The sequence below is a fragment of the Cognaticolwellia mytili genome (assembly GCF_002104475.1).
GTDB classification, from domain to species: Bacteria; Pseudomonadota; Gammaproteobacteria; order Enterobacterales; family Alteromonadaceae; genus Cognaticolwellia; species Cognaticolwellia mytili.
Genome location: NZ_NBOF01000002.1, coordinates 134,779 through 159,270, shown reverse-complemented (window position 1 = coordinate 159,270; position 24,492 = coordinate 134,779). Strand labels below are relative to the sequence as shown.

General features: G+C 37.0%; 17 protein-coding genes. 7 read left to right on the top strand and 10 right to left on the bottom strand.

Going from position 1 to position 24,492, the window contains the following annotated elements; genetic code table 11:
- Nucleotides 1-174: 174 nt before the first annotated feature.
- A complete protein-coding gene (locus B7C41_RS05660; protein WP_085297834.1) occupies nucleotides 175-3,012 on the top strand; it encodes a response regulator in 2,838 nt (945 codons plus the stop codon).
- A 183-nt stretch (nucleotides 3,013-3,195) separates the two neighbouring features.
- Here B7C41_RS05660 and B7C41_RS05655 read toward each other — a convergent pair whose 3' ends face one another.
- The 5 genes from B7C41_RS05655 to B7C41_RS05635 form a co-directional block, all read right to left on the bottom strand.
- Entirely contained in the window at nucleotides 3,196-3,402 is a 207-nt protein-coding gene (locus tag B7C41_RS05655; protein ID WP_085297833.1) for a helix-turn-helix transcriptional regulator, read from the bottom strand.
- A gap of 1 nt (nucleotide 3,403) precedes the next feature.
- Complete coding sequence (locus tag B7C41_RS05650) at nucleotides 3,404-3,862, bottom strand: hypothetical protein (RefSeq protein ID WP_085297832.1); 459 nt, start codon at nucleotides 3,860-3,862, stop codon at nucleotides 3,404-3,406.
- Nucleotides 3,863-4,104: 242 nt separating this feature from the next.
- Nucleotides 4,105-4,650, bottom strand: coding sequence for a DUF1697 domain-containing protein (locus B7C41_RS05645; protein WP_085297831.1), 546 nt, complete (start codon nucleotides 4,648-4,650; stop codon nucleotides 4,105-4,107).
- A 42-nt stretch (nucleotides 4,651-4,692) separates the two neighbouring features.
- Nucleotides 4,693-5,010: a DUF962 domain-containing protein gene (locus tag B7C41_RS05640; protein ID WP_085297830.1), complete on the bottom strand. Its 318-nt coding sequence runs from the start codon at nucleotides 5,008-5,010 to the stop codon at nucleotides 4,693-4,695.
- Between the two features lie 12 nt (nucleotides 5,011-5,022).
- Nucleotides 5,023-5,649: a LysE family translocator gene (locus B7C41_RS05635; protein ID WP_085297829.1), complete on the bottom strand. Its 627-nt coding sequence runs from the start codon at nucleotides 5,647-5,649 to the stop codon at nucleotides 5,023-5,025.
- Between the two features lie 514 nt (nucleotides 5,650-6,163).
- On the opposite strand from B7C41_RS05635, the gene B7C41_RS05630 reads away from it, so the two are divergent.
- The 4 genes from B7C41_RS05630 (at nucleotide 6,164) to B7C41_RS05615 (ending at nucleotide 14,105) form a co-directional block, all read left to right on the top strand.
- A complete protein-coding gene (locus B7C41_RS05630) occupies nucleotides 6,164-6,412 on the top strand; it encodes a DUF3297 family protein (protein ID WP_085297828.1) in 249 nt (82 codons plus the stop codon).
- A 436-nt stretch (nucleotides 6,413-6,848) separates the two neighbouring features.
- Nucleotides 6,849-7,799, top strand: coding sequence for a homoserine O-acetyltransferase MetA (gene metA / locus B7C41_RS05625; RefSeq protein ID WP_085297827.1), 951 nt, complete (start codon nucleotides 6,849-6,851; stop codon nucleotides 7,797-7,799).
- A gap of 28 nt (nucleotides 7,800-7,827) precedes the next feature.
- Complete coding sequence (metH, locus tag B7C41_RS05620; RefSeq protein ID WP_235839677.1) at nucleotides 7,828-11,520, top strand: methionine synthase; 3,693 nt, start codon at nucleotides 7,828-7,830, stop codon at nucleotides 11,518-11,520.
- A gap of 737 nt (nucleotides 11,521-12,257) precedes the next feature.
- Nucleotides 12,258-14,105 (top strand): formylglycine-generating enzyme family protein, encoded by a 1,848-nt coding sequence (locus tag B7C41_RS05615; RefSeq protein ID WP_235839629.1) that lies wholly within the window; start codon nucleotides 12,258-12,260, stop codon nucleotides 14,103-14,105.
- Nucleotides 14,106-14,203: 98 nt separating this feature from the next.
- Here the strand turns inward: B7C41_RS05615 and radA are convergent, their stop codons facing one another.
- Nucleotides 14,204-15,589, bottom strand: a complete 1,386-nt coding sequence (gene radA / locus B7C41_RS05610) for a DNA repair protein RadA (protein ID WP_085297824.1) — start codon at nucleotides 15,587-15,589, stop codon at nucleotides 14,204-14,206.
- Nucleotides 15,590-16,311: 722 nt separating this feature from the next.
- On the opposite strand from radA, the gene B7C41_RS05605 reads away from it, so the two are divergent.
- On the top strand, nucleotides 16,312-18,783 hold the full coding sequence (locus tag B7C41_RS05605; protein ID WP_085297823.1) for a PilZ domain-containing protein: 2,472 nt from the start codon (nucleotides 16,312-16,314) through the stop codon (nucleotides 18,781-18,783).
- 42 nt (nucleotides 18,784-18,825) lie between these two features.
- Here B7C41_RS05605 and serB read toward each other — a convergent pair whose 3' ends face one another.
- Nucleotides 18,826-19,854 carry a phosphoserine phosphatase SerB gene (serB, locus tag B7C41_RS05600; protein WP_235839625.1) on the bottom strand — a complete coding sequence of 343 codons (1,029 nt, stop codon included), beginning with the start codon at nucleotides 19,852-19,854 and terminating at the stop codon, nucleotides 18,826-18,828.
- A 134-nt stretch (nucleotides 19,855-19,988) separates the two neighbouring features.
- Here serB and B7C41_RS05595 point away from each other — a divergent pair, with 134 nt between their 5' ends.
- Nucleotides 19,989-20,597, top strand: a complete 609-nt coding sequence (locus tag B7C41_RS05595) for an AhpA/YtjB family protein (protein ID WP_085297822.1) — start codon at nucleotides 19,989-19,991, stop codon at nucleotides 20,595-20,597.
- A gap of 6 nt (nucleotides 20,598-20,603) precedes the next feature.
- On the opposite strand, the gene B7C41_RS05590 is transcribed toward B7C41_RS05595, so the two are convergent.
- Genes B7C41_RS05590 through argS form a run of 3 tightly spaced genes read right to left on the bottom strand, consistent with a single transcriptional unit; the run spans nucleotide 20,604 to nucleotide 24,368 of the window.
- Nucleotides 20,604-21,431, bottom strand: coding sequence for a TatD family hydrolase (locus B7C41_RS05590; protein ID WP_085297821.1), 828 nt, complete (start codon nucleotides 21,429-21,431; stop codon nucleotides 20,604-20,606).
- A gap of 59 nt (nucleotides 21,432-21,490) precedes the next feature.
- Nucleotides 21,491-22,606, bottom strand: coding sequence for an HDOD domain-containing protein (locus B7C41_RS05585; protein WP_085297820.1), 1,116 nt, complete (start codon nucleotides 22,604-22,606; stop codon nucleotides 21,491-21,493).
- A 22-nt stretch (nucleotides 22,607-22,628) separates the two neighbouring features.
- The gene (gene argS / locus B7C41_RS05580; RefSeq protein ID WP_085297819.1) at nucleotides 22,629-24,368 is read right to left on the bottom strand and encodes an arginine--tRNA ligase; all 1,740 of its coding nucleotides are present in this window, start codon (nucleotides 24,366-24,368) and stop codon (nucleotides 22,629-22,631) included.
- Nucleotides 24,369-24,492: the final 124 nt, after the last annotated feature.

The window sequence follows — 24,492 nt, the reverse complement described above, 5'->3', positions numbered from 1 at the left end:
CCGTAAAAGTGTTTTAAGCCGTTTGGGTATAAGCAATATTTATGAATATATTGTTATTCACTATCTAAGGTTGACTCAACTCAGAATTCACCATTGTGGCTAAATCTACAAAGTGCTATAACTAGCGCTATTTTCTTTATTACAAGAAACACACGTGTTTTTAAGGTGTTATCGATGGCTTTTGCCTATCGAACAGTTTTACTGTTCTTGCTGTTTATATTTTTTTCGTTAAGTTATGTTGAGATAAGCTCTGCAACGAGTAACCCCAATATTGGTCAAAGACTGCTAACGATTGAAAATATGGCTGATAAAAATCAAGCGCTGCTGGAACTAGCGTTTTTAGCACAACGGAGTGAACTTTCACCGTTAATGCAGTTGTCTGTTCTAACCGCAAAAGGGCGTTTATACAGCCAACTTGGTAAACTTGATAAAGCAATTGAAACGACTGTTTTAGAGCAAAAGATCTCTGCTGAATTTAATTTTAAGCAATTAGAGGCTGACGCATATAAAAGAATGGGCGTTTATGCTTATTATAAAGGTAATAATAGGCTTGCTTTGACATCATATCAACATGCGCTTAATTATTACCTCACGATTAATGAACCTATTGCTCAGGCTAATTTATATAATAATATTGGCTTAGTGTATGGCGCTATGGGTAGTCTCACCGATGCTCTTTTAAGCTACCAACATGCAGAGCCACTTTACCAAGAATTTGGTAGTAAAAGAGATAAAATAGATATTCGATTTAACATTGCCATATTCCACTTACAATTAAAACGCTTTGATATTGCTATCGGAATGTTCAAGGAAGTTATTGAAAAAAGAAAAGAAATAGCAGATCACCAAGGACTGGCTATGGCCTATGGTGATCTTGGCTCTGCGTATAAGTATGCGGGAGACTACCCAAACGCTTTACACTTTTTGACTAAGTCACTGGATTCTCATCGTGAAAATAAAGACGATTATAATGCAGCTGGACTCTTGCATAATCTTGCAGAGCTAAATAATGATCTTAACAATATAACGCAAGCAATTGAATATGCTAAAGAAGGTGTTATTAAAAGTAAGGAGCAAGGCCATGATAATGCTTACGTAGGTAATTTGTATAGTTTAGCCAAAGCTTATTTTCAGCAAAGAAAATTTGACTCCGCATTAAACTATTTAAAACAATCTAGTGAGCTTTCTGAAAAAATGCATTACAAGGAGCAAATAAAACACAACTTAGCACTACAGGCACTAATCTTCGCTGCGAAAAATCAAATTTTAGATGCAGCTAAAAGTCATCGAAAATTTATACAAGCTCATATTGAAATGGCGAATGATGAGCTAAATGGCCAATTAGCAAAGTTTGATTCCGAACAACTCAAGCAACAAGTTGACCAATTGACGCAGCAAAAACGCTTGCAAGAACTGGAAATAGAGCGTTCACAATACGAGCGTAATGTTACTATTATTGTTGTTTTTAGTATTTTATTAATAGGTTTTTTGATTGCTCGGCGCAATATTGAACGTCGTTCGAAGCAAGTATTGGAGTCAAAAGTAAAGCAACGTACTAATGAACTCGAATATTTAATGCAAGAATTACAAAGTGCAAACAATATTAAAAGCCAGTTCCTTGCAAATATGAGTCATGAAATTAGGACGCCACTAACCACCGTGATTGGCCAAGCTGAAGCGATTATGAATGGTGATGTTGATGAGAAGTATATTACTAAAGAAGTAGAAATTATTCACGGTAATAGCCTGTACTTGTTGGAATTAACCAATAATATTTTAGATTTAAGTAAAATTGAAGCCAATAAAATAGAACTAGAGTTACAGACGCAAAATTTACATGATATTTTACAAGAATTGTCAAACATGTTCACACTGCAAGCGACATCAAAAGGATTGAGCTTTGAAATTGTTCATTGTTTAGCCTCACCATTTATTATTGAAATTGATGGCTTTCGTGTAAAGCAAATTTTAATCAACCTATGTTCAAATGCGATAAAATTTACTCCTAAGGGCCATGTTGAATTAAATATCAGTAAAAGTAATGGCCGACTCACGTTTAAAATAACGGATAGCGGAATTGGTATGAGCAGCTCACAACTGCATAGTTTATTTGCAAGTTTCACTCAAGGTGATAGCAGTATTAGCCGCCGTTTTGGTGGCACAGGCTTAGGTTTATGCTTATCTGATCAGTTAGCGAAGATAATGGGGGGTACTATTGAAGTAGAAAGTGAACTCAACCAAGGTAGCGTTTTTGCTTTTAGTTTACCTTGCCCTGTACATAGCAATGACCCAGTTTCTGATTGTAAGACTGTTTTTCCTAAAGATAATGGCAAAACAATAAAAGCGCAGCTAGAGGGAACTATTTTATTAGCTGATGATCACAATGATAATCGACGCTTGATCGCCCGCTTATTAGCGTCATTAGGCTTGAATGTTATTACGGCGCGTAATGGTAGTGAAGCGGTGGCGCTGTTTAAGAAATATCAGCCTAAATTGACACTTATGGATATTCAAATGCCAGAAGTCGATGGTATTGAGGCCTTCAATATAATACGTCAACAAGGCGGCCAAATGCCCATATTTGCTTTGACTGCCAATGCCATGTCGCATGAAATAGAGCATTATCTATCACTTGGCTTTAATGGTCATTTATCAAAACCTATTGAACGCCATATTTTTATTCCGACAATAGCTAAGTATTATGAAGGTAATATTTCTATAGCAAAAGCTAATGAAAATTTTAATGGTGTTGCAATGTCAGATTTAGTGCAAGAATTCAAATCAAACTTAGTGCTAGAGCAACAAGATTTAATATTGCATATTAATAATGATGATTTGGCACAACTTGCAAGGCTCTCACATCGTATTGCTGGTGCAGCACAAATGTTTGGTTTTGCTGACTTATCAAAATATGCCATACAATTGGAAATGGCAATCAAAAAGCAGCAAACCAATATTATTAATGCTCATGCCCAAGACTTGCTAAACGAAATTGATCAAGTACTTTGGTGACACTTGAAGCAAAGCAAGTTTTGCATACTTTTTACTAAGGGCTGTTTTTAACGCTAACTGCATTATAACGTCAATTTGGAACAACCAAACTTCATTTATTGTGCTTTACTATTATTAAAATCAACTTGTTTCTGAAAATATAAACAAAGAACAACAGCCCCTAAAGACTTGCTCGTAGTCTGCTTATTGATATTGAAAAACTACCTCTAATGGCACATTAAAGTATTCAGCGATTTTAAATGCAACCTCCAAAGAAGGAGAATATTTGCCTTTCTCAATGGCGACGATAGTTTGTCGTGATACGCCAACCACATCAGCTAACATTTGTTGAGTCATTTCATCAGCATCAAAACGTAGGCGACGTATATTGTTGGTTATTCGTTTTGCCACGCTAGAACCCTCTACGATAATAGAAAATTTGTGTTGAAAACTTGGTTACTTCGGCTGTTAAAGCGCCAAAAATAATAATGTTGATGATCGCATACTCGCTGGGTAAATTTAAAATATCAACTAAGCCTTGGCTCATTAAAGGAAAAAGCAAATGCAGTACGGCGGCAATGGTAGTAAAACTTAATAGATAATAGGCACTTTGGCTGCCAAGTAGTGATATTTGCTTATCACGTTCGTCTTCATCATAGTTGGTGTTTTTATTGTCAATAATGGCGATAACAATATGATGTAAAATCTCTAAAGCTATAGTCATCGTAACGACGGTAAATAGTGCTGACTTCATACTACTAATAGTTAAACTATCTTGCTGTATAGCCCAATAAAGCTCTGAAAAATAGTTAAACCAAATATATAATGTTATGGCTAACGAGACCCAAATACTACGTTCCTTATATGACATGCTAACTCCTCGTATTATTCTGTTAAATTATTTGTTACAGCATAAAGTCATGTATAAAATTTTTGACATGATGTAACGATAATTTGACTTTAGTCGATAAAAAATCCAAGTCAAATATTTTTTACATCATGTATTGTATTTTTTACTCAATGGAGGAGGTAGTGATCAAAAAAATAAATAACAGGGACTTAGAAATAGGAGATAACAATGAGAAATAATATGCTTTGATAAAAGCATTAACGCTAATAAGTGCTTGCCATTGTTAGGAGTTTATCAACTGTTCTTAAATTGCGTGAAGTAGCACTAACTTGTAGCTTTTTCTCGATATTACTATGGCTTAATTTTGAACGACCAAAACCGTCTTGGCAATGTAAATAAAGTACATCATCAATAATGGCTATACGTTCATTGCTTTTTAAATAAGGGCTTAATAATTCAATTGCATGGTTGGGGGCACTAGATAAGAAGCACAGCAATACTTTACTGCCATCTTTAGCGACGTCTATATCATTAAAAGGTAAGTTGTTTCTCGCACTTTGTAATCGTTCTGGCGTTAAAATGAATATCGGTACATCAAATTTATACTGAGCAAAAATAGCCCTATTTATTTGCTTGGCAATGTTGGCAGGTTCATCTTCAGCAGTAGTAAATAATAGATTGCCACTTTGAATATAACTTTGTACATTATTAAGTGCTATTTGCTGATATAAAGCCCGTAAATCAGCCATTTTTATTAGCTTTTTTCCAGCAACATTAATGCCTCGTAGTAACGATATATAGTGTGCCATTTAATATGCCCTTTCTGTAAATAAGCTGTGTTTTGTCTTTCGCTAGAACTTTATTTTTCCGAACAGTATATCTTTATACATTACCCAATCACCTAAAAAACTGTACCAAGGGTAGGTAAATGTTGCCGGTCGATTTTTTTCAAAAAAGAAATGTCCAAACCAAGCAAAACCATAACCGAGTAACGGCAAAGTCCACAGCATTGTCCAAGTAGAACTTATCAAAACATAAGCCAGCATAAATATAATTAGACTTGAACCAACAAAGTGTAATCTTCTACAAGTGCTATTTTGATGTTGGCTTAAGTAAAAAGGATAAAAATCGCTGAAAGCTTGATACTTTTTAACAACAGATTGTGCCATTTTAATACCTCGTTAATTAATTTTACTAGTAAGAACTTTAAGGCCCATCAAAACCATAGCACCACCTAAAAGGCGATCAATCAAATGGCCTAGTCGTTGAAATTTTTCATTGATACTTGGGCGAGAAAGTAGCAATACCACAGTCGAAAACCACAACAGTTGCAATGCCATCATCCAAATGCCGTAAATGAACAAATGTAAAGGGGGTAAATTAGGAGAAAGTACAACAGTAAATAAGGCAACAAAATAAATTGGTGCTTTTGGGTTTAAGGCATTACATAAAAATCCTTTAGAAATTGCTGTTAAGCTTGAATGTTTGGTCACCGCTTTTTGCGAGGAATGTGCGTTATTTGGTTTGGCTCGAATACCTTGCACCCCTAAGTATAATAAATAACTGCCACCAACAATTTTTATAGCCCACAGTGCTGTGGCTGAGTTTGCAATGACCGCAGCGAGGCCAAGCGCAGAATACAAAATATGAACTGATAAGCCTAAAGCAATGCCTAGACTGACCATAAAACCAGCTTTTTTACCATTTGATAATGTTTGTTGTGAAACTAAGACAAAGTCTGGGCCGGGTGAAGCAGCGGCTAACAGGTGAATAGAAGTTATTAATAATAATCCTTGTAGCAAATCCATCGTCGGCCTCTAAATAATAAAAATTAAGCTCTAAGCTAACACCACTAAATTTAACCTGCAAATGCTAGCTAAGAAAGTACGCTATATTTACCATCTATTAAATTTATGTGCGATAAGTACATCTTTATAAGCCGGAACATTTCTCTATTGTAGGTGCACACTTCCAAATATCTACTGTCTGCGGTTGACTCTGTCTTGGTTGTAGAAAATCGAATTTTATCTGCCTTTCAACAATTGATAAGCGGGCGAGGTAATAGTAGGTTGATGAATTTAAGGCTAAAGCTTAAAGATTGATTTTTTTCTGGGTTAAGAAGGTTCGAAAGATAGTCCAAGAAGTGTTTAGTCTTACTGTCGTGACAATTGTTTGAGCGTCATTTCAAATATTAAATATTTTTGTAACAGTTAGCTAGGCTATCTAGCTAAGGCACAGGTAAGTTGAATTCGATAGTCTTTCTTGAGCGCTGAGTCTATATTGTCTACAATAGCGCACTTTTTATTTATTTAGGTTATTAATATGAACGACACTAAATCGCTTCCAACCTTACCCGATCGTCTTTCAGGCAATCCTCGTAGCCCACATCATGTCGAAGAGATTTTTGAACACAGTATTGGTATTTTGCTAAATGGCAAAGAGCGTACTGATGTTGAAGAATACTGTATCAGTGAAGGTTGGGTAAAAATTCCTGCACCTAAAGCGTTAGACCGTAGAGGCCAGCCGCTTTTGATGACTGTTAAAGGGACGGTTGAAGCCTTTTATAAATAAGGTGTTTTGCTGTCTTTTCGTTCTGATGATTTGATTGTGATAAACGAACATAAAATTGGACTTTCAACTTTGACTCGCTTCGCTGCAAGTGAAGTTATTGCCAACTTTAATGCAGATGTCGTTATTTTTCTTATACTTTATTTGGTGGTAAGTTTTTACTGCAAATAAGTTCAGATAAAAATATTAGCCGTTAAGTTTATGCTTAACGGTTTTTTTATGTTCATAATTTGGCAAAAATGAATAGTTATGTTTGTATTTTTGACAAAATAATCAGGAAAGTTCTAATGTATATTTAAATGTTTAGACGTCTATACGTTTAGGTGTTGACATATCTAGAAATCCAAGTCACATTATAGGGAGACTTAAACTGTAAAGAATAAAACTGTTTTTCAGTATTATTTTATACTTAAAGCGTATTAGGAATTAGGTTAGCACTATGCCCATTAAGATCCCCAATGAACTACCGGCTTTAACTGTATTAGACAATGAAAACATTTTTGTTATGTCCGAACATCGTGCGGCGAGCCAAGAAATTCGTCCAATGAAAGTGGCCATTCTTAACTTAATGCCTAATAAAATTGAAACAGAGGTGCAGATCCTTCGTATGCTGGCCAATACGCCATTACAAATAAATGTCGAATTTGTGCGTATTCATAGCAATGAGTCTAAAAATACTCCCCAAGCGCATTTAGATAATTTTTATCGCTTGTTCGATGATATTAAAGATAAGCAATATGATGGCTTGATTGTTACAGGTGCGCCACTAGCATTACTTGATTATCAGCAGGTCACTTTTTGGGACAAAATTTGTGAAGTATTTGATTGGGCAGAAAAAAATGTAACATCTACCATGTTCTCTTGCTGGGCGGCACATGCAGCACTTTATCATCATTATGGTTTGAAAAGACATTTGCGAAAACAAAAGCTGTCGGGTGTTTACCGTCATTGTAGTTTAAAGCCAAAAGATCAGTTAACACGAGGTTTTGATGAACGCTTTAATGTACCGCACTCTCGCTATGGTTATATCGACAAAGCAGATTACCAAACGCTGAATAATATAGAAATACTTGCTGAGTCAGTAGAAGCAGGGGTTTATTTAGTCGCGAGCAAAAATAAGCGACAAGTCTACCTTACAGGGCATCCTGAGTATGATGCATCAACACTGAGCGAAGAATACTTCCGCGATCTGGAATCAGGTGTTAAAGCTATTATTCCTGAAAATTATTTTACCAACAACGATCCAAACACCGAGGCGGAAAACTCTTGGCGTAGCCATGGCAGTTTACTTTTTACTAACTGGTTAAATTACTACGTTTACCAAATTACGCCGTATCAATTAGATGCAGATCATATTCAAGCAATTCACCCAGGAAATTCTCGTGGCTAAGCAAGTAAATTCTCATTCAAAAGCACCTGTGGTGCAATCGTCCTCTTATAGCTTACTGCAAGAGCAATTGAAGCATCGCATCTTAATTTTAGATGGTGCAATGGGTACGATGATACAAGCGTACAAATTCGAAGAGCAAGACTATCGCGGCGAAAAATTCGCTGACTGGCATTGTGATGTTAAAGGCAATAACGATATGTTAGTGCTGACACAACCTGATGTTATTAAAGCTATTCATCGCGAGTATCTTGATGCGGGCGCTGATATTCTAGAAACTAATACCTTTAATGCCACCACCATAGCGATGGCTGACTATGATATGGAAGACCATAGTGCAGATATTAATTTTCAAGCAGCAAAGCTTGCACGAGAAGTGGCGGATGAATTCACCAAGCAAAACCCTGCTAAGCCTCGCTTTGTCGCTGGTGTTTTAGGGCCAACAAACCGCACTTGCTCAATATCTCCTGATGTGAACGATCCTGCCTATCGTAATGTCACCTTTGATGAATTGAAAGATGCCTATATTGAATCAACCAACGCCTTAATGGACGGTGGTAGTGATATCATTTTAATTGAAACCATATTTGATACGTTAAATGCTAAGGCGGCTATTTTTGCCGTTGAAACGGTTTTTGAAGCACGTGGTGAACGTTTACCTGTAATGATTTCAGGCACTATTACCGATGCATCAGGAAGAACATTGTCAGGGCAAACCACCGAAGCCTTTTATAATTCATTACGTCATGCCAAACCGATTTCATTTGGTCTTAACTGTGCGTTAGGACCCGTAGAACTTCGTCAATATGTTAACGAACTTAGCCGTATTTCTGATGTGGCGGTGTCTGCACACCCAAATGCCGGTTTACCGAACGCTTTTGGTGAATATGACTTCACTGTTGAAGATATGGATACGCATGTTGCGGAGTGGGCGAATGCTGGCTTTTTAAATATAATTGGTGGCTGTTGTGGTACGACACCTGCGCACATTAAAGGCATGGCTGATGCTGTTGCCAGTATTGCGCCACGTGAAATTAAATCGCGTGAGATTGCCTGTCGTTTATCTGGTTTAGAAGCACTAACCATTAAAGGTGACAGCCTATTTGTTAACGTTGGTGAGCGTACTAACGTGACAGGCTCTGCTATTTTTAAACGTTTAATTACCGAAGAAAATTACGATCAAGCAATTGCGGTTGCTTTGCAGCAAGTTGAGAATGGCGCACAAATTATTGATATTAACATGGATGAAGGCATGTTGGACTCAAAAGCCGCTATGGTGCGTTTTTTGAACCTTATTGCTGGTGAGCCTGATATCGCTAAGGTACCGATTATGCTGGACTCTTCTAAATGGGACATTTTAGAAGAAGGCTTAAAATGTATTCAAGGTAAAGGTATTGTTAACTCGATTAGTTTGAAAGAGGGTGAAGATAACTTTCGAGAACAAGCAGAATTATTACGTCGTTATGGTGCGGCGGTTATTGTCATGGCGTTTGATGAAACTGGGCAAGCTGATACTCGAAAGCGTAAGTTTGAAATTTGTCAGCGAGCTTATCAAATTTTAGTCGAGGAGATAGGTTATCCAGCAGAAGATATTATCTTTGATCCGAATATCTTCGCCGTTGCCACAGGAATAGACGAGCACAATAACTATGCACGTGACTTTATTGAAGCGGTTGGTGATATTAAAGAAAATTTACCACATGCGATGATTTCAGGTGGCGTTTCCAATGTTTCATTTTCGTTTCGTGGTAACAATCCGGTGCGTGAAGCTATTCATGCAGTGTTTCTTTACCATGCGATAAAAAATGGTATGGACATGGGCATCGTAAATGCTGGGCAATTAGCGATTTACTCTGATATCCCTGAAAATTTGCGATTAGCAGTTGAGGATGTTATTCAAAACTCTGATGATGGGGCAACTGAACGTTTACTTGATGTTGCTGAAGAATTTAGAGGTAAAGCGGGTAGTAAAAATAACAAAGCAGACTTAACTTGGCGTGAGTTACCGGTGAACAAACGCTTAGAACATTCTTTAATTAAAGGTATTAATGAATTTATTGTCGAAGATACTGAGGCGGCAAGGCTAGAAGCTGTCAGACCATTAGACGTCATCGAAGGTCCATTGATGGATGGCATGAATGTTGTTGGTGATTTATTTGGCGCCGGTGAAATGTTTTTACCGCAAGTGGTTAAGTCAGCCCGAGTGATGAAACAAGCGGTAGCGCATTTAAATCCGTTTATTGAGGCTGAAAAAACTGAGGTTAAGTCTAATGGTAAGGTATTGCTGGCAACCGTAAAAGGTGATGTTCATGATATTGGAAAAAACATTGTAGGTGTGGTTTTACAGTGTAACAACTACGATATTATTGACTTAGGCGTGATGGTATCATGTGAAGACATTTTACGCGTAGCTCGTGAAGAAAACGTTGATATTATTGGCTTATCGGGCTTGATCACGCCATCACTTGATGAAATGGTTCATGTTGCTAAGGAAATGAAGCGACAAGAGTTTGAATTGCCATTATTAATTGGCGGTGCAACTACGTCAAAAGCTCATACTGCCGTAAAAATAGAACCGCAATTTCAACACCCTGTTGTTTATGTGCCTAACGCATCACGCTCAGTATCAGTAGTTAGTACATTATTATCAAATGAAAACAAGGCTGCGTTTGTTGAACGACAAAAAGCTGAATACGTAAAAGTGCGCGAACGCCATTATAAAAAAGGTCCGCGTTCAAGTTTGATTCCGCTATCGGAAGCTAGAGCCAACGCCACGCCAATTAGTTTTGAGGACTACACGCCAAAAGTACCTAATAAACTAGGTGTTACTGTATTAGATAACATCGATTTAAATGTTGTTCGAAATTATATTGATTGGACGCCATTTTTTATGACTTGGCAGTTATCGGGTAAGTATCCTTTGATCCTTCGCCATGAAGTCGTAGGGGAAGAAGCAACGAAGCTATTTAATGATGCTAATGCCATGTTAGATGATGTGATAAATAATAAAAAATTAACGGCAAAAGCGGTGTTTGGCTTATTCCCGGCAAATCGTGAACAAGATGACTTACAGCTTTATACTGATGAATCACGAACAGAGCAATTAATGAAATTGCACCAGCTGCGTCAGCAAAGTAAAAAGCCTGCAGGGCAGTATAATCGCTGTTTAGCAGATTATGTTGCTGATAAGGCTTCTGGAGTTGACGATTATGTTGGCGCGTTTGCCGTATCTGCAGGCTTTGGCGTTGAAGACTTAGTGCGAGCCTTTGACGCAGAGCATGATGACTATAATAGTATTTTAATTAAAGCGGTTGCCGATAGATTAGCCGAAGCAAGTGCAGAATACCTTCATGAGCAAATTCGCAAAGATTATTGGGGTTATGCCCCTGATGAAAATTTCAATAACGATAGTTTAATACGAGAACAGTACCAAGGAATACGACCAGCACCAGGGTATCCTGCCTGTCCTGAACATACTGAAAAGGGCTTGTTGTGGCAGTTACTCAAGGTCGAAGAAAATATTGGTATGGAGTTAACATCAAGCTTTGCTATGTGGCCAGGCGCAGCGGTTAGCGGTTGGTATTTTGCTCACCCTGAATCGAAGTATTTTGCGGTTGCTAAAGTGGCACAAGATCAAGTTGAAAATTATGCAGTTCGTAAAGAAATGACCATGCCACAAGCAGAACGTTGGTTGTCAGCTAATCTAGATTATGAACCGAGTTAAGTCGGGACAAATACCTGATAGATATTAATATTTTTTGCTTATCATAACTTTCACTAATAGTTGATTATCTTTACTTAATAATGCAATGGAGTGAAAATTATTTTAATGTGAAGTGAAGGTGGTTTGACTTAGTCAGTCAAACCACTGTTTTCAATAGAATGAAAATTTTTTAGTCTCAGCCCTTTGAACAGGGGTTATTTTTAATGCTAATGATATTATCACCTTACTTATTTTTTCTAACCTCGCTGATCATTCATTCTACTTTGCCAGCATTAAAAATAACCTGTTGCTGAAAATACGAACAAAGACTAATCGTTTTTAATAAAACTATTGAAATGGTGAGTTTATAATCGTGATGTAGAACAGGCTGAACAGAGCATCTAGCTTTGAGGCTCATAAGGTCTGAGTGAGCTTTTATTCTGTTGGATTTAGGGGAATGTCATAGCAACGATTTTTATTAGTAAGTGCTTAACAATACGAATTATAGAGGTTTTTAAGCCGTTAATATTGATTTTTATCATGATTAATCATGAGGAAAACCAGTTTATCACTTGCGATTTAACCGTTGAGCAAATATGATGAATGTATTAAAATTATATTAATAATAAATTGAAATTAATCTTTATATATTCAGTGTGTATTTTTAGACAATTTACTGAATTAAAAATACTTTCTATTGTTCGGGAATATTAAACATGCGCTTGGCTGTACTCGCTCTTACTATCAGTTGTCTTTCATTGAGTTCGTATACTCAAGCTTTTGAAAGCACTCCATCAAAAAGCACGTCCGTTGAAAGTTTAGAAATTGAATTAAGTAATAAAGAAACAGAGTATGATGCTTTTGTTACTTTTCTAAATAATTTGAATTCGCAAGTCGGTAATGAAAGAAATCATTTAGGTGACTTACGTGCCCAAGGAAAAAAGCTTCATAAACTCCGTCAGGAAGCTTTGCTCAGCATGAATGAGCAATATGAAGCTATGGTTGACAATCCAGAACAAGACATTGCTCAAGCGCAAAATAATTATCGAAAATCTATCCTTAACCAAAAACAAAATAAAGACGCGATTAAGAGTAGTGTTGAAAATTTATCAATTGCTAAAGCTGAGTTTGCACAAGCTAATATCGATCTTTTTACTCTCGCTAATGCTCGAGAAGGGTTAGTTGAGCGAATTCGTCTAGCTCGGGTCAAACGCTTACGTAAAGAATTCGAACAGCAAGATGAACTAGAAGTTCGTCAAGTGGTGACTTGTGACAATCAAGAAACATTTAATAAATGTATTACGAGAGCGAATCGCTTAGCTAAACAAAAGGCATCAAAAATATTTTTAGATAAGTTATTTAATGCCGCAACAGAGTCAAAATTGATTAATAGAAATAAGAATGACTCAGCTGCTCAAGTTCGTTTAGTAAAACATAAAGTTAACTCGGGTGAGTTTAGTGGGCAAGGTAACTACGGCACGAGTGTTACCGTAGATTTACAAGCATCGCTACCTAATAATGAGCCATGTACACTACTAAACCTTTCTGCGCGTTACTGTGGTCAGCAAGAAGGACTTCCAGCTACATCTGTTGTTGATGTCGATGCTAATTCAGCACAAAGCGAAGGTTTGAATGATGACACGCTATTATATGAATTAACGATTCGTTCAGATCAATATGATGATGAAGTATTCATTGACGGTGTGAGTTATGGTTCAACTAAGCTTTCAGTAATGTTGTCAGCAGGTCATCACGATATTAGCGTTACTAAACCTGGCTACAGTGATTATCAGGAATCAATCCGTTTATCAAAGAATATGCTTATTAAAGCTGAACTAGTCAAAGCAGCATTAAACTTTGCTAATGGTGAGAAAGTACAAGATATTCTGCCTGGTGATGAATTAGGTCCAGAACTTATTGGCGTGCCGACAGGACGTTTTCAAATGGGTGATTTGAAGGGCTCAGGTTTAAGTAATGAAAAACCAGCGCGTAATGAGCAGATATTAAAAGGTTTTGCTATAGGTCAGACTCAAATTACCGTTGGCGATTTTAAACATTTTGTTAAAGAATCTAATTATGTGACTGAAGCCGAAAGCGACAATGGCTGTGCTGCATTTGTTGATGGCCAACCCAAATATAATAGCGTTTTAAACTGGCGTAATCCTGGTTTTGGTCAAACAGATGAGCACCCTGTTGTTTGTATCAGCGAGAAAGATAGTAATGCTTATTTAACTTGGTTATCAAACCGAACAGAGCGTAAGTATCGTTTACCTAGTGAAATTGAATGGGAATATGTTGCACGAGCGGGCAGTGCCGACAATTATTGGTGGGGCAATGATATTGGCAATGGCAAAGCTAACTGCGCCTATTGCGGTAGTAAGTGGTCAAATAGAAGTACGGCCCCAGTAAAATCATTTAGAGCTAATAAACTTGGTTTATTTGATACTGTTGGTAATGTTTGGGAATTAACACAAGGGCAGCATATTGTTGCTCGTGGCGGTGCTTGGAATTTTGCACCAAAGCTGGCTAGAACATCTGTACGCTTAGAAATATCAGCTGATTTTCGTTCAAACTATTTAGGTTTTAGAGCATTGCGCGAAAACTAAGCGTTAACGTTAATTACCAAAAAAGGAGCTTTAAGCTCCTTTTTTTTGCTTTGTATTATTTAAAAAATCTCAAGTTTAACGATAGTAACCGTGCTAAATTAGCCGGAAATCAGAGCTATTAGTTCATGAATCGTTTTAACTGGACTAACTTTTACTCCTAATTCTTCCATAGATTTATGATAATTTCGAAAAGGGATAAATATTTCGGAAAAACCATGTTGAGCGGCTTCTTTAACTCTAGGAACGCCACTATCAATGGGTCGTACATCGCCGTTTAAACTTAGTTCTCCCATAATACAGGTCGTTCGCGGGATAACGAAATCATTTAAGCTACTCAACAGCGCTGTTACTAAAGCTAGATCAATACAGGTTTCTGATTCATCAATTTTTAATCCACCAACGATATTAAAAAAAGTATCATGGTATATTTTAGTTTTAGTATGCTTTCGTAAGATCCCTGTTAGCATCTTAATACGATTCATGTTCAGGCCTACGCAAACTCGCTGTGGAAACTCTGCTTCAGTTTCTGTAGTTAAACATTGTATTTCTAGTAAGAGGTTTCTGTTGCCTTTACGGATACAGGTTATTGCCGAGCCAGGTGATTCAGTTGTTGAGCCAGATAAAAATATCTCACTGGGATTATCGACACTAAGCATACCTCTTTCGCACATTTTGAATATTCCGACGGTGTCGATATCACCAAAGCGATTCTTGTTAGCCCTTAGAGTTCGTATTTGCCCGTCATTGGTATCAATATGGAGTAATGCATCAACAATGTGAACTAAGGTTTGAGGGCCTGCAATTTCGTTGTTTTTGTTGACGTGCGCAATAATAAACATAGTAACGTCATTTTGTTTACAATATTGAGTTAAAGATTGTGCGGCACTTTTTACTTGGGATGGAGAGCCGGGGCTGCCATTAGCATTACTGGTTACTACGGCTTGAATAGAATCAATAACAGCAAACTTAATTTTATTATTGTGTAATTCATCGATGATTGCTTCAACGCTTGTTTCAGATAATAAATAAAGCTCATCAGAGTTATAGTCAAGCTTTAAGCGCTGTACCCTATTTTTAAATTGAGACAACGATTCTTCAGCGGTACAGTACAAAGACGGAGTCAATTTAGACATACGAGCGATCAGGTCTGAAAGTAAGGTTGTTTTACCTGCTCCGGGATCACCAGATATTATATTAACAGAGCCAGTGGTTACGCCGCCAGATAAAACACGATCTAGCTCACCAATGCCGGTTAGTTGTTTTTCAGCTTCAGTCGTTTCGATGTCGTTAATTTTCTTTGAACCACCACCGGTACCACCAGCATAACCTGAAGCGATAGTGCCGTGGCCAACTGACTTTTTAGTGGTAGATATTTTCATTTCTGTCAAAGTATTCCAAGCACCACATCTGCACTGCCCTTGCCAACGCGTGTAATTCATCCCGCAATCAGTACAAACAAACTCTATTTTTGCCGGTTTTGCCATTGTTAGCTTACCTATTATCTACATTTTATTTTAAGGTGGATTGAAGAGCATTTTATCAGAAAATTTATACTACAGGATAAAATACGTGGTAGTTCTGCATATAGTAATTAATTCAACATATCGCTTGAATATATTAGCTGAAATAAAAGCGGAAAAAGTTATCAAAGTGATATTAAAGGCTACACTAGCTTGTAAATTAAATTGTGATAAAACCCTGCGACGGCCAGTGACTTTAATCACCAGGTCACTATATTGTAAAACCCATTAGTCTCGTCAAAATTATGACAAAAAACTCAACTAGTTTTAATGTCTATTAACACACTCTCAAATAACTTGAAGTTTTGGCTTTCGAATAAACTTGAAAGTTAGGCTTAGATGTGGCGCGCAGAAGTATGATTATGCTCGATAATTGACTTTATATTGCTCTAATATAACACATCCATGTGGTGGGGTTATCAAGTAGCCCCAAGTTGTTTTCCATGATGCAGAGATAGTGATGTTGTTAAGCAGTGTAATATGTCCTTTGCTATGATAGTGTCATGCTTTTTACTCAAGGGTAAATAGGTATGACTTTTGCATCGTTCAATGGAGTAAGTCAGAAATAGCGCACTGAGCGGTATTAATCTTATTGTATTTATAGTATTAATTATTTATTAAGACACTTATACTTGGATTAATATACGGAAAGTAGTTTTCTTTATGATAAAGATATTAAAGTATAAATGAATAAAGATTTTTCAAGATACAAACATATTATCGATGATTTTAGCGGCCGAGTTTTAAACGCAGACTTTGAAGTCGCATTTTCTGCAGTGGCCAAAAACATCCCTAAAACTGAACGTTTTCTTCTCAAAATGGAGTTAAAACGATTGGCGGCACCTTGTACACGTTTGATTGATTTACGTGGTCATGTTGATGGCGAATGTAGACCTTTTGCTCATGAAGGTAGAACGCATTTTATTGATGATATAGCTGAAAAAGTTTTTGCAGAAACATTCACCCGTTATAACGGTTATACCTTCGGTGTTTATGAAGCGGTAATGAATACTGAAAATAACTTTCTGGTTATTTATCAAAAAGAAAGAAATAGTGTTGACGTTGAGAAAGAACCTGAAGCTAACAAAGTCTTTGAAAAGCAGCAATACCCAGCTAAATTTTACAGTTTCGGACCCTATCACAACCGTGTTGAAGAAAGGATGAATTTTGCAGCCCCTCTACAGGCTTCCTTTGATGATGATACTAGCATTGAATGTACAATTTCAGATATTAGCGTCAGCGGTTGTAAGTTTAGAATTAATGGGGTTATCCCAATACATGTAGGCCAAAAAACAACATTACGCTTCATTGGTTTAGAGAATGAATTTGAGTTTGGCCGTAATAATGATTTTGCTTATGAAGTAAAAAATATATCTATTATCGATAATCTACAGGTAGTTGGTGTTGAAAGGTTTTTTCAGCAAGCGCCTCATCAAGATAGTTTTACACTATTTCTCAAGGAATTTATTCAAAGTAATAAACGTCGTTATAAAATTAACTTAGACAATACGATTAGCGCATTACAGTCTCGTGCTTTTGAGCAGTATATTTTACCTAAGTCTAACGAACTTCCTATTTTCATGGAGAAAAAAGAGGGCACTTTGGTGCCAAGATATGCCTTAACCTGTAATAATAATCATAAGGTTTATCAGTACTGGCAAGATGAAAAACGCTACTCAACCTTATACTGCTTAACTTCTCCTGAGCGCATTGCAAGGTTAAAAAAGCGAGCACGACCAGAACGACAATTATTGGTATTTAGTTTTATTCATCAAAGTAATGGGAAGTCTTATTTTTATACGGCTGATAATATACAGCTAGCTGATGATGAAGAGTTTAGAGCACAATTTTTAGCTTTTGCTGCAAATAAAAAAAGTTTTGCGATCACCCAATTATCTTTGTTAGATGTTCACCCGGACCGTATTGAATCGCCGTTAACCTTATCTGATACGCTTTCTAAGAAAAATGAGTATTTAAATTCTCCTGCCCCAGAAGAAGTGAAACTAAAAATAGCCAATACGCCATATATTATTGTCGCGAACGATACCGAACATAGTGAGGCGAAAAAAATATATCAATCATTCTCTTACGAAGGTATTAATGCTCGTAAATTAAAAAGCTTTGGTCATAAGCGCTTAAGCCAACCATACAGTGTCGATGAAGTTGGCATTAATTATAGAAATCAGCGTCAAGAGTTGCGTTTTAAGTATAAAACTCCAGCCAATATTGAATTTGACAACATGAAATGTCAGGGAGTATCTCGGGACTTTTCGACCTCTGGGTTGAAAATCGAGTTAAGTGAAACTACCGCTTTAGTGAAAGGGAATATTGTTAATATTAGCTTTCCAAGCTTACAAAAAATAACCTCAGCTTTTGAGTTAAATGCCTTGCCTTATGAAATTATTCGGGTTGACCATACTAAAACTGTTATTAATCTTCGGGTTTTTGTCGAAAAGCATCAGCATATTGGACGTAAATTTTTTAAAGCATTAATTGATAAAAATAGAGATAAATTGACGCCTGATGAGTATGCGATGTCTAGTCCAGGGTTAGCAAAAGCTCTACGTAATATCTATAGTTCAAGTGCAACTATTCCGTCACTAGTCGTACAAACTAGTGGTAGTCGCTATAAAGTTGAAGCAGTCGCCAGTGGTGAAAATACCTGTAAGTTGATGACTGCTATGCATAAGCTTAGCGATCGTAGCCAATATATTAATTTATATCCATTGATTGGCCATATTGATGTTTTGACTCGATTAACTACAAGTTTGAAAAAAATACAACATACGGACAGTGCAAAATCCGAATTACTTTACATTGCCATTAATGCTCGTGCTGATATGGTCGGTGAAGCAGTGACAACCAAAATGGCAACAGAACTAGGGTCAGAAAAACTTAAGCATGTATTCATTCAGCAAGCATTGGAAAAAGGTGATTTTTTCTGTGTGATGATCAAATTATCTCGAGCGGCAGAGCCAGATATGAGCCATCTAAACCCAGAGCTGAGTTATATTGGTTCATACGCTATCCATCGTGGTAAACAAATTGAACAAGAAATATGGAGTGTTGCTGGTGTTGCACAAGTATTTGATGTTACGCAAGAAGAACTCTTTCGTTATCACTTAACTCGTAAGAATAATGTTAGCCAATCGATTTAATTGGCTAACTGATATGGTAAATGCAGCTGATATCGTAATATTCTATGCTAGCCAATGTAGCAGGCAATCTAATCCTGCATTGGCAATACATGCATCTGCTTGTGCTAAAACTAATGGCTTAGCATGGAAGGCGACACCTAAATGAGCTGCTTTCATCATCACTAGATCATTAGCTCCATCGCCCATAGCAACGGTTTGTACTGAAGAAATATTAAACTCTTTTTGTAAACGTGTTAAACAATCAGCCTTTGCTTGGGCATCAATAACCTCACCTAGCACATTGCCCGTTAAGGCATCACTTTTGATTTCCAATATATTTGCTACTGCTGCATCTAATAAGAGCATAGCTTTGAGGTGATCGGCAAAGTAGGTAAAGCCACCTGATGCAATAGCAACACGCCATTGATTTTTTTTAAGCTCTGTAACTAAATTTTTTAAACCTTCCATTAATGGAATATCTTTTGCAACTCTGGCCAGTATTTCTTCAGGTGCACCAGCAAGCTTGTCGACACGCTGATGTAAACTTTCGCTAAAATCTAGCTTTCCTTGCATAGCAAGTTCAGTCACCGCAGCGACTTCTTCGCCAACACCAGCAAGTGCTGCTATTTCGTCAATACACTCAATTTTTATAGTAGTAGAGTCCATATCCATTACTAATAACCCCGGCTTTTGCAAGCTAGGAGCATTAAGGAGTAAAGCTGCTTCAAATTTTTCGCGGCTAGTGAGTTTCGCCAAATGCTCTCGAGCGCTTTGAAAGTCATCTAGCAAGACATCAAAGCGATAACTTGTTGCATTATTGCGGTGATTTATGGCCCGTAATTGGATTCTACCAATTTCACATTTTGTTAATAAAGCTACGAATGCGGTGATATTTAAATCACTGAAAACTACCAGTTCAACTCGCTCGCTTGATGAACTTGAGCCATCAGAGGTTGTAAGTAACTCAAATGCTTGCAATTGCTCATTGAAGTTAAGTAATAAGCCTATTGGCTCAGATTCAACTGATAACCATTGCGATATGTTTTGTTGCTTAATATCACTCAAAAATATGATTTCTTGCGGACTTGTCACGATTTTGCCTTATTTAAAAAAGTAGCTTGCGTATAAACATGCGATAAAACGTTTCATCAGTACAAATACAGTTAAAAAAGTTCTATAGTATAACTAAGAACTTAGTTATAAAATTATCGGAACCGTAGCGTTTTATGAAGCAAATAGAACAGCCTTTATACCCTAAATTATCCTCTATTTATAATAAAATATTGCAATTAGTTATAGCAATGTTTTTGATCATAATGGTAATGAATCTTTGGCTAACAAGTCGCCATGAGCAGGAAGTTAAAATTCAACGGCATGCAGATACCACTGGCAAAATGTATTTGGCACAAGCGGCAATAAGTTCTTTTGCTTACTTAACGGAAAAAAATGAAAATTTACAGAATTATGTTGATAACTTAGCACAGCAACCTTTGGTTAAAAGTGTTCATATTTATGGCAAAACTGGACAGATAATTGCGACTTCTGCGGCAAGTGAATCAGTGAATGACTTATTTGGAATTGCTGTTATGAAAGTGAACCAAAGCGATGATATAACACCTTTCGTTCAAGAGTTACGGTTTGGAGAATTGAAAGGCTATATCCGATTATCGTTATATCGTTCATTATTAGTCGGTGATTTAGCCTCTAATAGCGTCTTACAATACGATACTATGCGTTTATTGATGATAGTCGCAGGAGTCATTGGCTTTCTATTAACTCGAGGTTTGAATCGCTTTAGTCGACAAGGTTTTAGGCCTCCAGAGGTGAATAAATAATTTAAGTCAATAACGCTGATGGGGCACTGAGCTTAACCTTGGCAATATGAGATGAATATTTTTCTCTAACACCATAGCCAACTCGTCAGCAGTCTCAGCTCGAATAATGCTTAAGGCCTTAAATACATCAATTATTCGTAGTGGTGAATTATCTTGTCCTTGAAAACCATATAATGGCATTGATGGGGCATCCGTTTCCAACACCAAGCTATCCAGTGGTAAACGTTTAACTGTCTTAATTGTTTTCTCTGCACGAGGGTAAGTAATAGTGCCGCCAATACCGAGTTTAAAGCCTAAATCAATATATTGGCAGGCTTGCTGATAACTACCTGAGAAAGCGTGAATAATTCCCCCTTTACTTAGCTGATACTTTTTTAGTAACGGCACAATATATTGATGTGACCTGCGGTGATGAACAATAATTGGCAGTTGATAATTTTTTGCTAATTGTAATTGTCCCTCAAAAACAGACAATTGTTGGTTGATATTATCGTGGTCTTTAGCGATAACGCCATCAATGCCAGCTTCACCAATGGCAACTACTTCAGTTACGCGTTGAGCTAATAACGCCTCTAGTTCTGCTAAACTATTTGAGTTTAGTTTATTAAGAAACCAAGGGTGTATTCCTAAGCATGTATGTAAATTAACGTTTTTTGAAGAGTACTCTTTAGCAAAGTTTAGAGCTCTAAGCCAATTTTCGGGGCCAACTGTAGGAATAACAATATTTTTGATATGTGCTTGGTGGCATTGGCTTAGTAACGTTGAAATATTACTTGAAAAGCTTTCAAAATCAAGATGGCAATGACTATCGCTGAAAGTTAATGTCTTTGCCATCTGATTTCCTTGTTGATCGATTTATAAGCTATTTATTTAATTATTCATAGTGGTCTTGGTTAAATAAGCTTCTCTGCACGACGACTTAGTGCGTCAATTACTCCAGCAAGTTTATAATGCTCAATAAATTCTGTTGCAGGCTCTTGTTTATGAATAAGGATGTTAGCAAGGTAAACTGCTTGGGCAATGCCAAAGCTTTTTTGTAATAGCTTATTTGGGGTATGGTGCAAAATGACTGCCTCAATAACTTGGTAGGAAAAGCCCCAAGTATGTAATAAGTACCCACCAACATGACAATGATCAATGGCGAAAAGTTTATGTTCCAAAGCCATGTTATTACCATCATTTACACGGTGTTTAAAAAATAAATCAGTAGACTTTTCATTTACCTCAAAAAGAATGACCTTGCCGATATCATGTAGAAGTCCAGCAATCATCGCATCTTGCTTTAATTCAGGCTTTACTAACGAAGCGGTAAGTTTCGCAGTTGCCAAGCAATGTAGTTGTTCATCAAGTATCGAAAAATTTTTGATTTTAGGATTGTATGAAAACAACTCTGCTGTCATTACAATACAACACAAGGTATCAATGCCTATTTTAGTGATAGCGTCACTAATATTCATCATAGGTTTGCCAGATGTTGCAAAAGTATTATTGGAAAATTGTAATACTTTTGCTGTTAATGCCGGATCTTGTTGTATTATTTTGGCAATGGCATGTGAGTCAGTACTATTATTCTTAAGCACAGCATTAAGTTGCATATATACTTTTGGTGGGCTAGGTAGTGTTTTAATACTCGCAATAGTTTTAACAATAATATCTTTGGTTATTGCTTGGTTATTGCCTGCTAGTTGACTAATAGTATTAATAATTGTTTTGCTTTCTATTGGTTGCGCGAAACAATAGTGAGCAATTCCCTGAGGTTTTGATTCATCATTATCTATCAATATTCTGACGACTTTTGGGAATTTTTTTGCCACCATTTCTAGCATTGCTCTGCCATCACTGCCATCAATTTCAGCTGCACAAACGACAATATTAAAAGCATGCTGTGATAGTGCAGAAACAGCGGAGTGCAAACCTATAACATGGGCAAATTTAGCTCGAGACCTATGCATCTCTTGCTTAAGGTCAAGCAATTGATTTTCTAAATTATCAATCAATAATATTTTCATGTATAACAGAAATCCCTAAGTATTACATACGTTCCATTACATCAATGCCGAGGATATCTAAACCTTGCTTTAAAGTGTTGGCAATAACTTGGCAAAGCGCTAATCGAGACTGCTTTACTTCATCAGTAATTTCATCTTTTAAGATTGGGCAAGCTTCATAAAAGCTCATGTATAAACTTGCAAGCTCGTATAAGTAGTTACATAGTAAATTAGGCGTACATTCACTGATCACTGAATCAATAACATTTTCCAACTGTAGTAATTTTAATGCTAAGGCTTTTTCTTGCGGCTCAACAATCACAATACTGTTTGCATTGCTTACACCGGTAAAGTCAGCTTTAGTAAAAATACTTTGAATACGAGAGTATGCATATTGCAGGTAAGGGGCGGTTGCACCTTCAAAGCTCAGCATTGTTTTCCAGTTGAAAATATAATCGCTGGTACGGTTTTTTGACAAGTCAGCAAATTTAACCGCGCCAATACCAACCTTGTTAGCAAGTTCAGTTAATTTCTCTTCAGAGTAATCCGGGTTTTTTTCAGCAATGACTGCTTTTGCTCTAACTACTGCTTCATCAAGTAATTCTGCGAGTTTGATAGTACCGCCAGTACGGGTTTTAAATGGTTTGCCGTCATCACCCATCATCATGCCAAATGGGCAATGGTCGTAACCAACGTGCTCTGGTAGTAATCCAGCTTTACGGGCGACAATTTCAACTTGTTTGAAATGCAGTGCTTGACGAGCATCAGTAAAAATAATGATACGGTCAGCTTTTAGTTCATTACTACGGTAACGACAGGCGGATAAATCTGTTGTGGCATATAAATAGCCGCCGCCAGATTTTTGTACGATAAACACAGAAGGGTCGCCGTCTTTGTTTGCCATTTCATTGATAAAAACAACTTTTGCGCCTTGGTCTTCAACGGCAATTTTTTGTGCCATTAATTCATCAATTACATTTGATAAGTCATCGTTGTAGGCACTTTCACCCATAATGTCATCACGGGTTAATGTAACATTAAGTTTTTGATAAATATCTTCACTATGCGCAATTGAAATATCAATAAATTGCTGCCAAAGTACTGCACATTGCGCTTCACCACTTTGTAATTTAACTACGTAATCACGAGCACGATCAGCAAAACCTTCTTCATCGTCAAAGCGTACTTTTGCCTCGCGATAGAAATTTTCTAGATCTGCAAGCGCAGTTTCAGCAACTTCATTTGATGCTAACTTATCACTCAAATGTGCCAGCAACATACCAAATTGCGTACCCCAGTCACCCATATGGTTTTGACGAATAACATGTTCACCGCGAAATTCTAAAGCACGTACCACTGCGTCACCAATAATGGTTGAGCGCAAATGTCCAACATGCATTTCTTTTGCTAGGTTTGGAGCTGAGTAATCAACGACAACATTTTGTGGTGTTGCTGACTGGCTAACACCTAAGTTTTTATCATTTGAAACTTGGTTTAATTGCGTTGCTAACCATTGTGGGTCTAAATGAATATTAATAAAACCAGGGCCAGCAAGTTCAACTTTTTCAGCAATACCAGAAAGGTCGAGCGCCTCAACAACTTTCGTAGCTAATTCTCGAGGGTTAGTTTTTAGTTTTTTAGCAGCACCCATAACACCGTTTGCTTGGTAATCACCAAAGTTTGCGCGGTTTGATAAGCTTATCGCTGGGTTTGTCCCTTCAGGTAAACCTGCTGCCGTCATGGCCGCACTTACTTTTTCACTCAGGATGTTACTAATATTCATGTAAATTAACTCTTTTTGGGTTGCTGACTCAAGCCTGTTACATTGTGACTTGAGAGTATAAGCGTAAGTTAAGTTATTACGCTTATGTATAAGTTACTTGTTCGACGTTTTTTCATCAAACTGT

Bases quoted from the DNA above. Each gene is read 5' to 3' on its own strand.
- B7C41_RS05660 (WP_085297834.1), top strand. From the start codon at position 175: ATGGCTTTTGCCTATCGAACAGTTTTACTGTTCTTGCTGTTTATATTT.
- B7C41_RS05650 (WP_085297832.1), bottom strand. From the start codon at position 3,862: ATGTCATATAAGGAACGTAGTATTTGGGTCTCGTTAGCCATAACATTA.
- B7C41_RS05645 (WP_085297831.1), bottom strand. From the start codon at position 4,650: ATGGCACACTATATATCGTTACTACGAGGCATTAATGTTGCTGGAAAA.
- B7C41_RS05640 (WP_085297830.1), bottom strand. From the start codon at position 5,010: ATGGCACAATCTGTTGTTAAAAAGTATCAAGCTTTCAGCGATTTTTAT.
- B7C41_RS05635 (WP_085297829.1), bottom strand. From the start codon at position 5,649: ATGGATTTGCTACAAGGATTATTATTAATAACTTCTATTCACCTGTTA.
- B7C41_RS05630 (WP_085297828.1), top strand. From the start codon at position 6,164: ATGAACGACACTAAATCGCTTCCAACCTTACCCGATCGTCTTTCAGGC.
- metA (WP_085297827.1), top strand. From the start codon at position 6,849: ATGCCCATTAAGATCCCCAATGAACTACCGGCTTTAACTGTATTAGAC.
- radA (WP_085297824.1), bottom strand. From the start codon at position 15,589: ATGGCAAAACCGGCAAAAATAGAGTTTGTTTGTACTGATTGCGGGATG.
- B7C41_RS05605 (WP_085297823.1), top strand. From the start codon at position 16,312: ATGAATAAAGATTTTTCAAGATACAAACATATTATCGATGATTTTAGC.
- B7C41_RS05595 (WP_085297822.1), top strand. From the start codon at position 19,989: ATGAAGCAAATAGAACAGCCTTTATACCCTAAATTATCCTCTATTTAT.
- B7C41_RS05590 (WP_085297821.1), bottom strand. From the start codon at position 21,431: ATGGCAAAGACATTAACTTTCAGCGATAGTCATTGCCATCTTGATTTT.
- B7C41_RS05585 (WP_085297820.1), bottom strand. From the start codon at position 22,606: ATGAAAATATTATTGATTGATAATTTAGAAAATCAATTGCTTGACCTT.
- argS (WP_085297819.1), bottom strand. From the start codon at position 24,368: ATGAATATTAGTAACATCCTGAGTGAAAAAGTAAGTGCGGCCATGACG.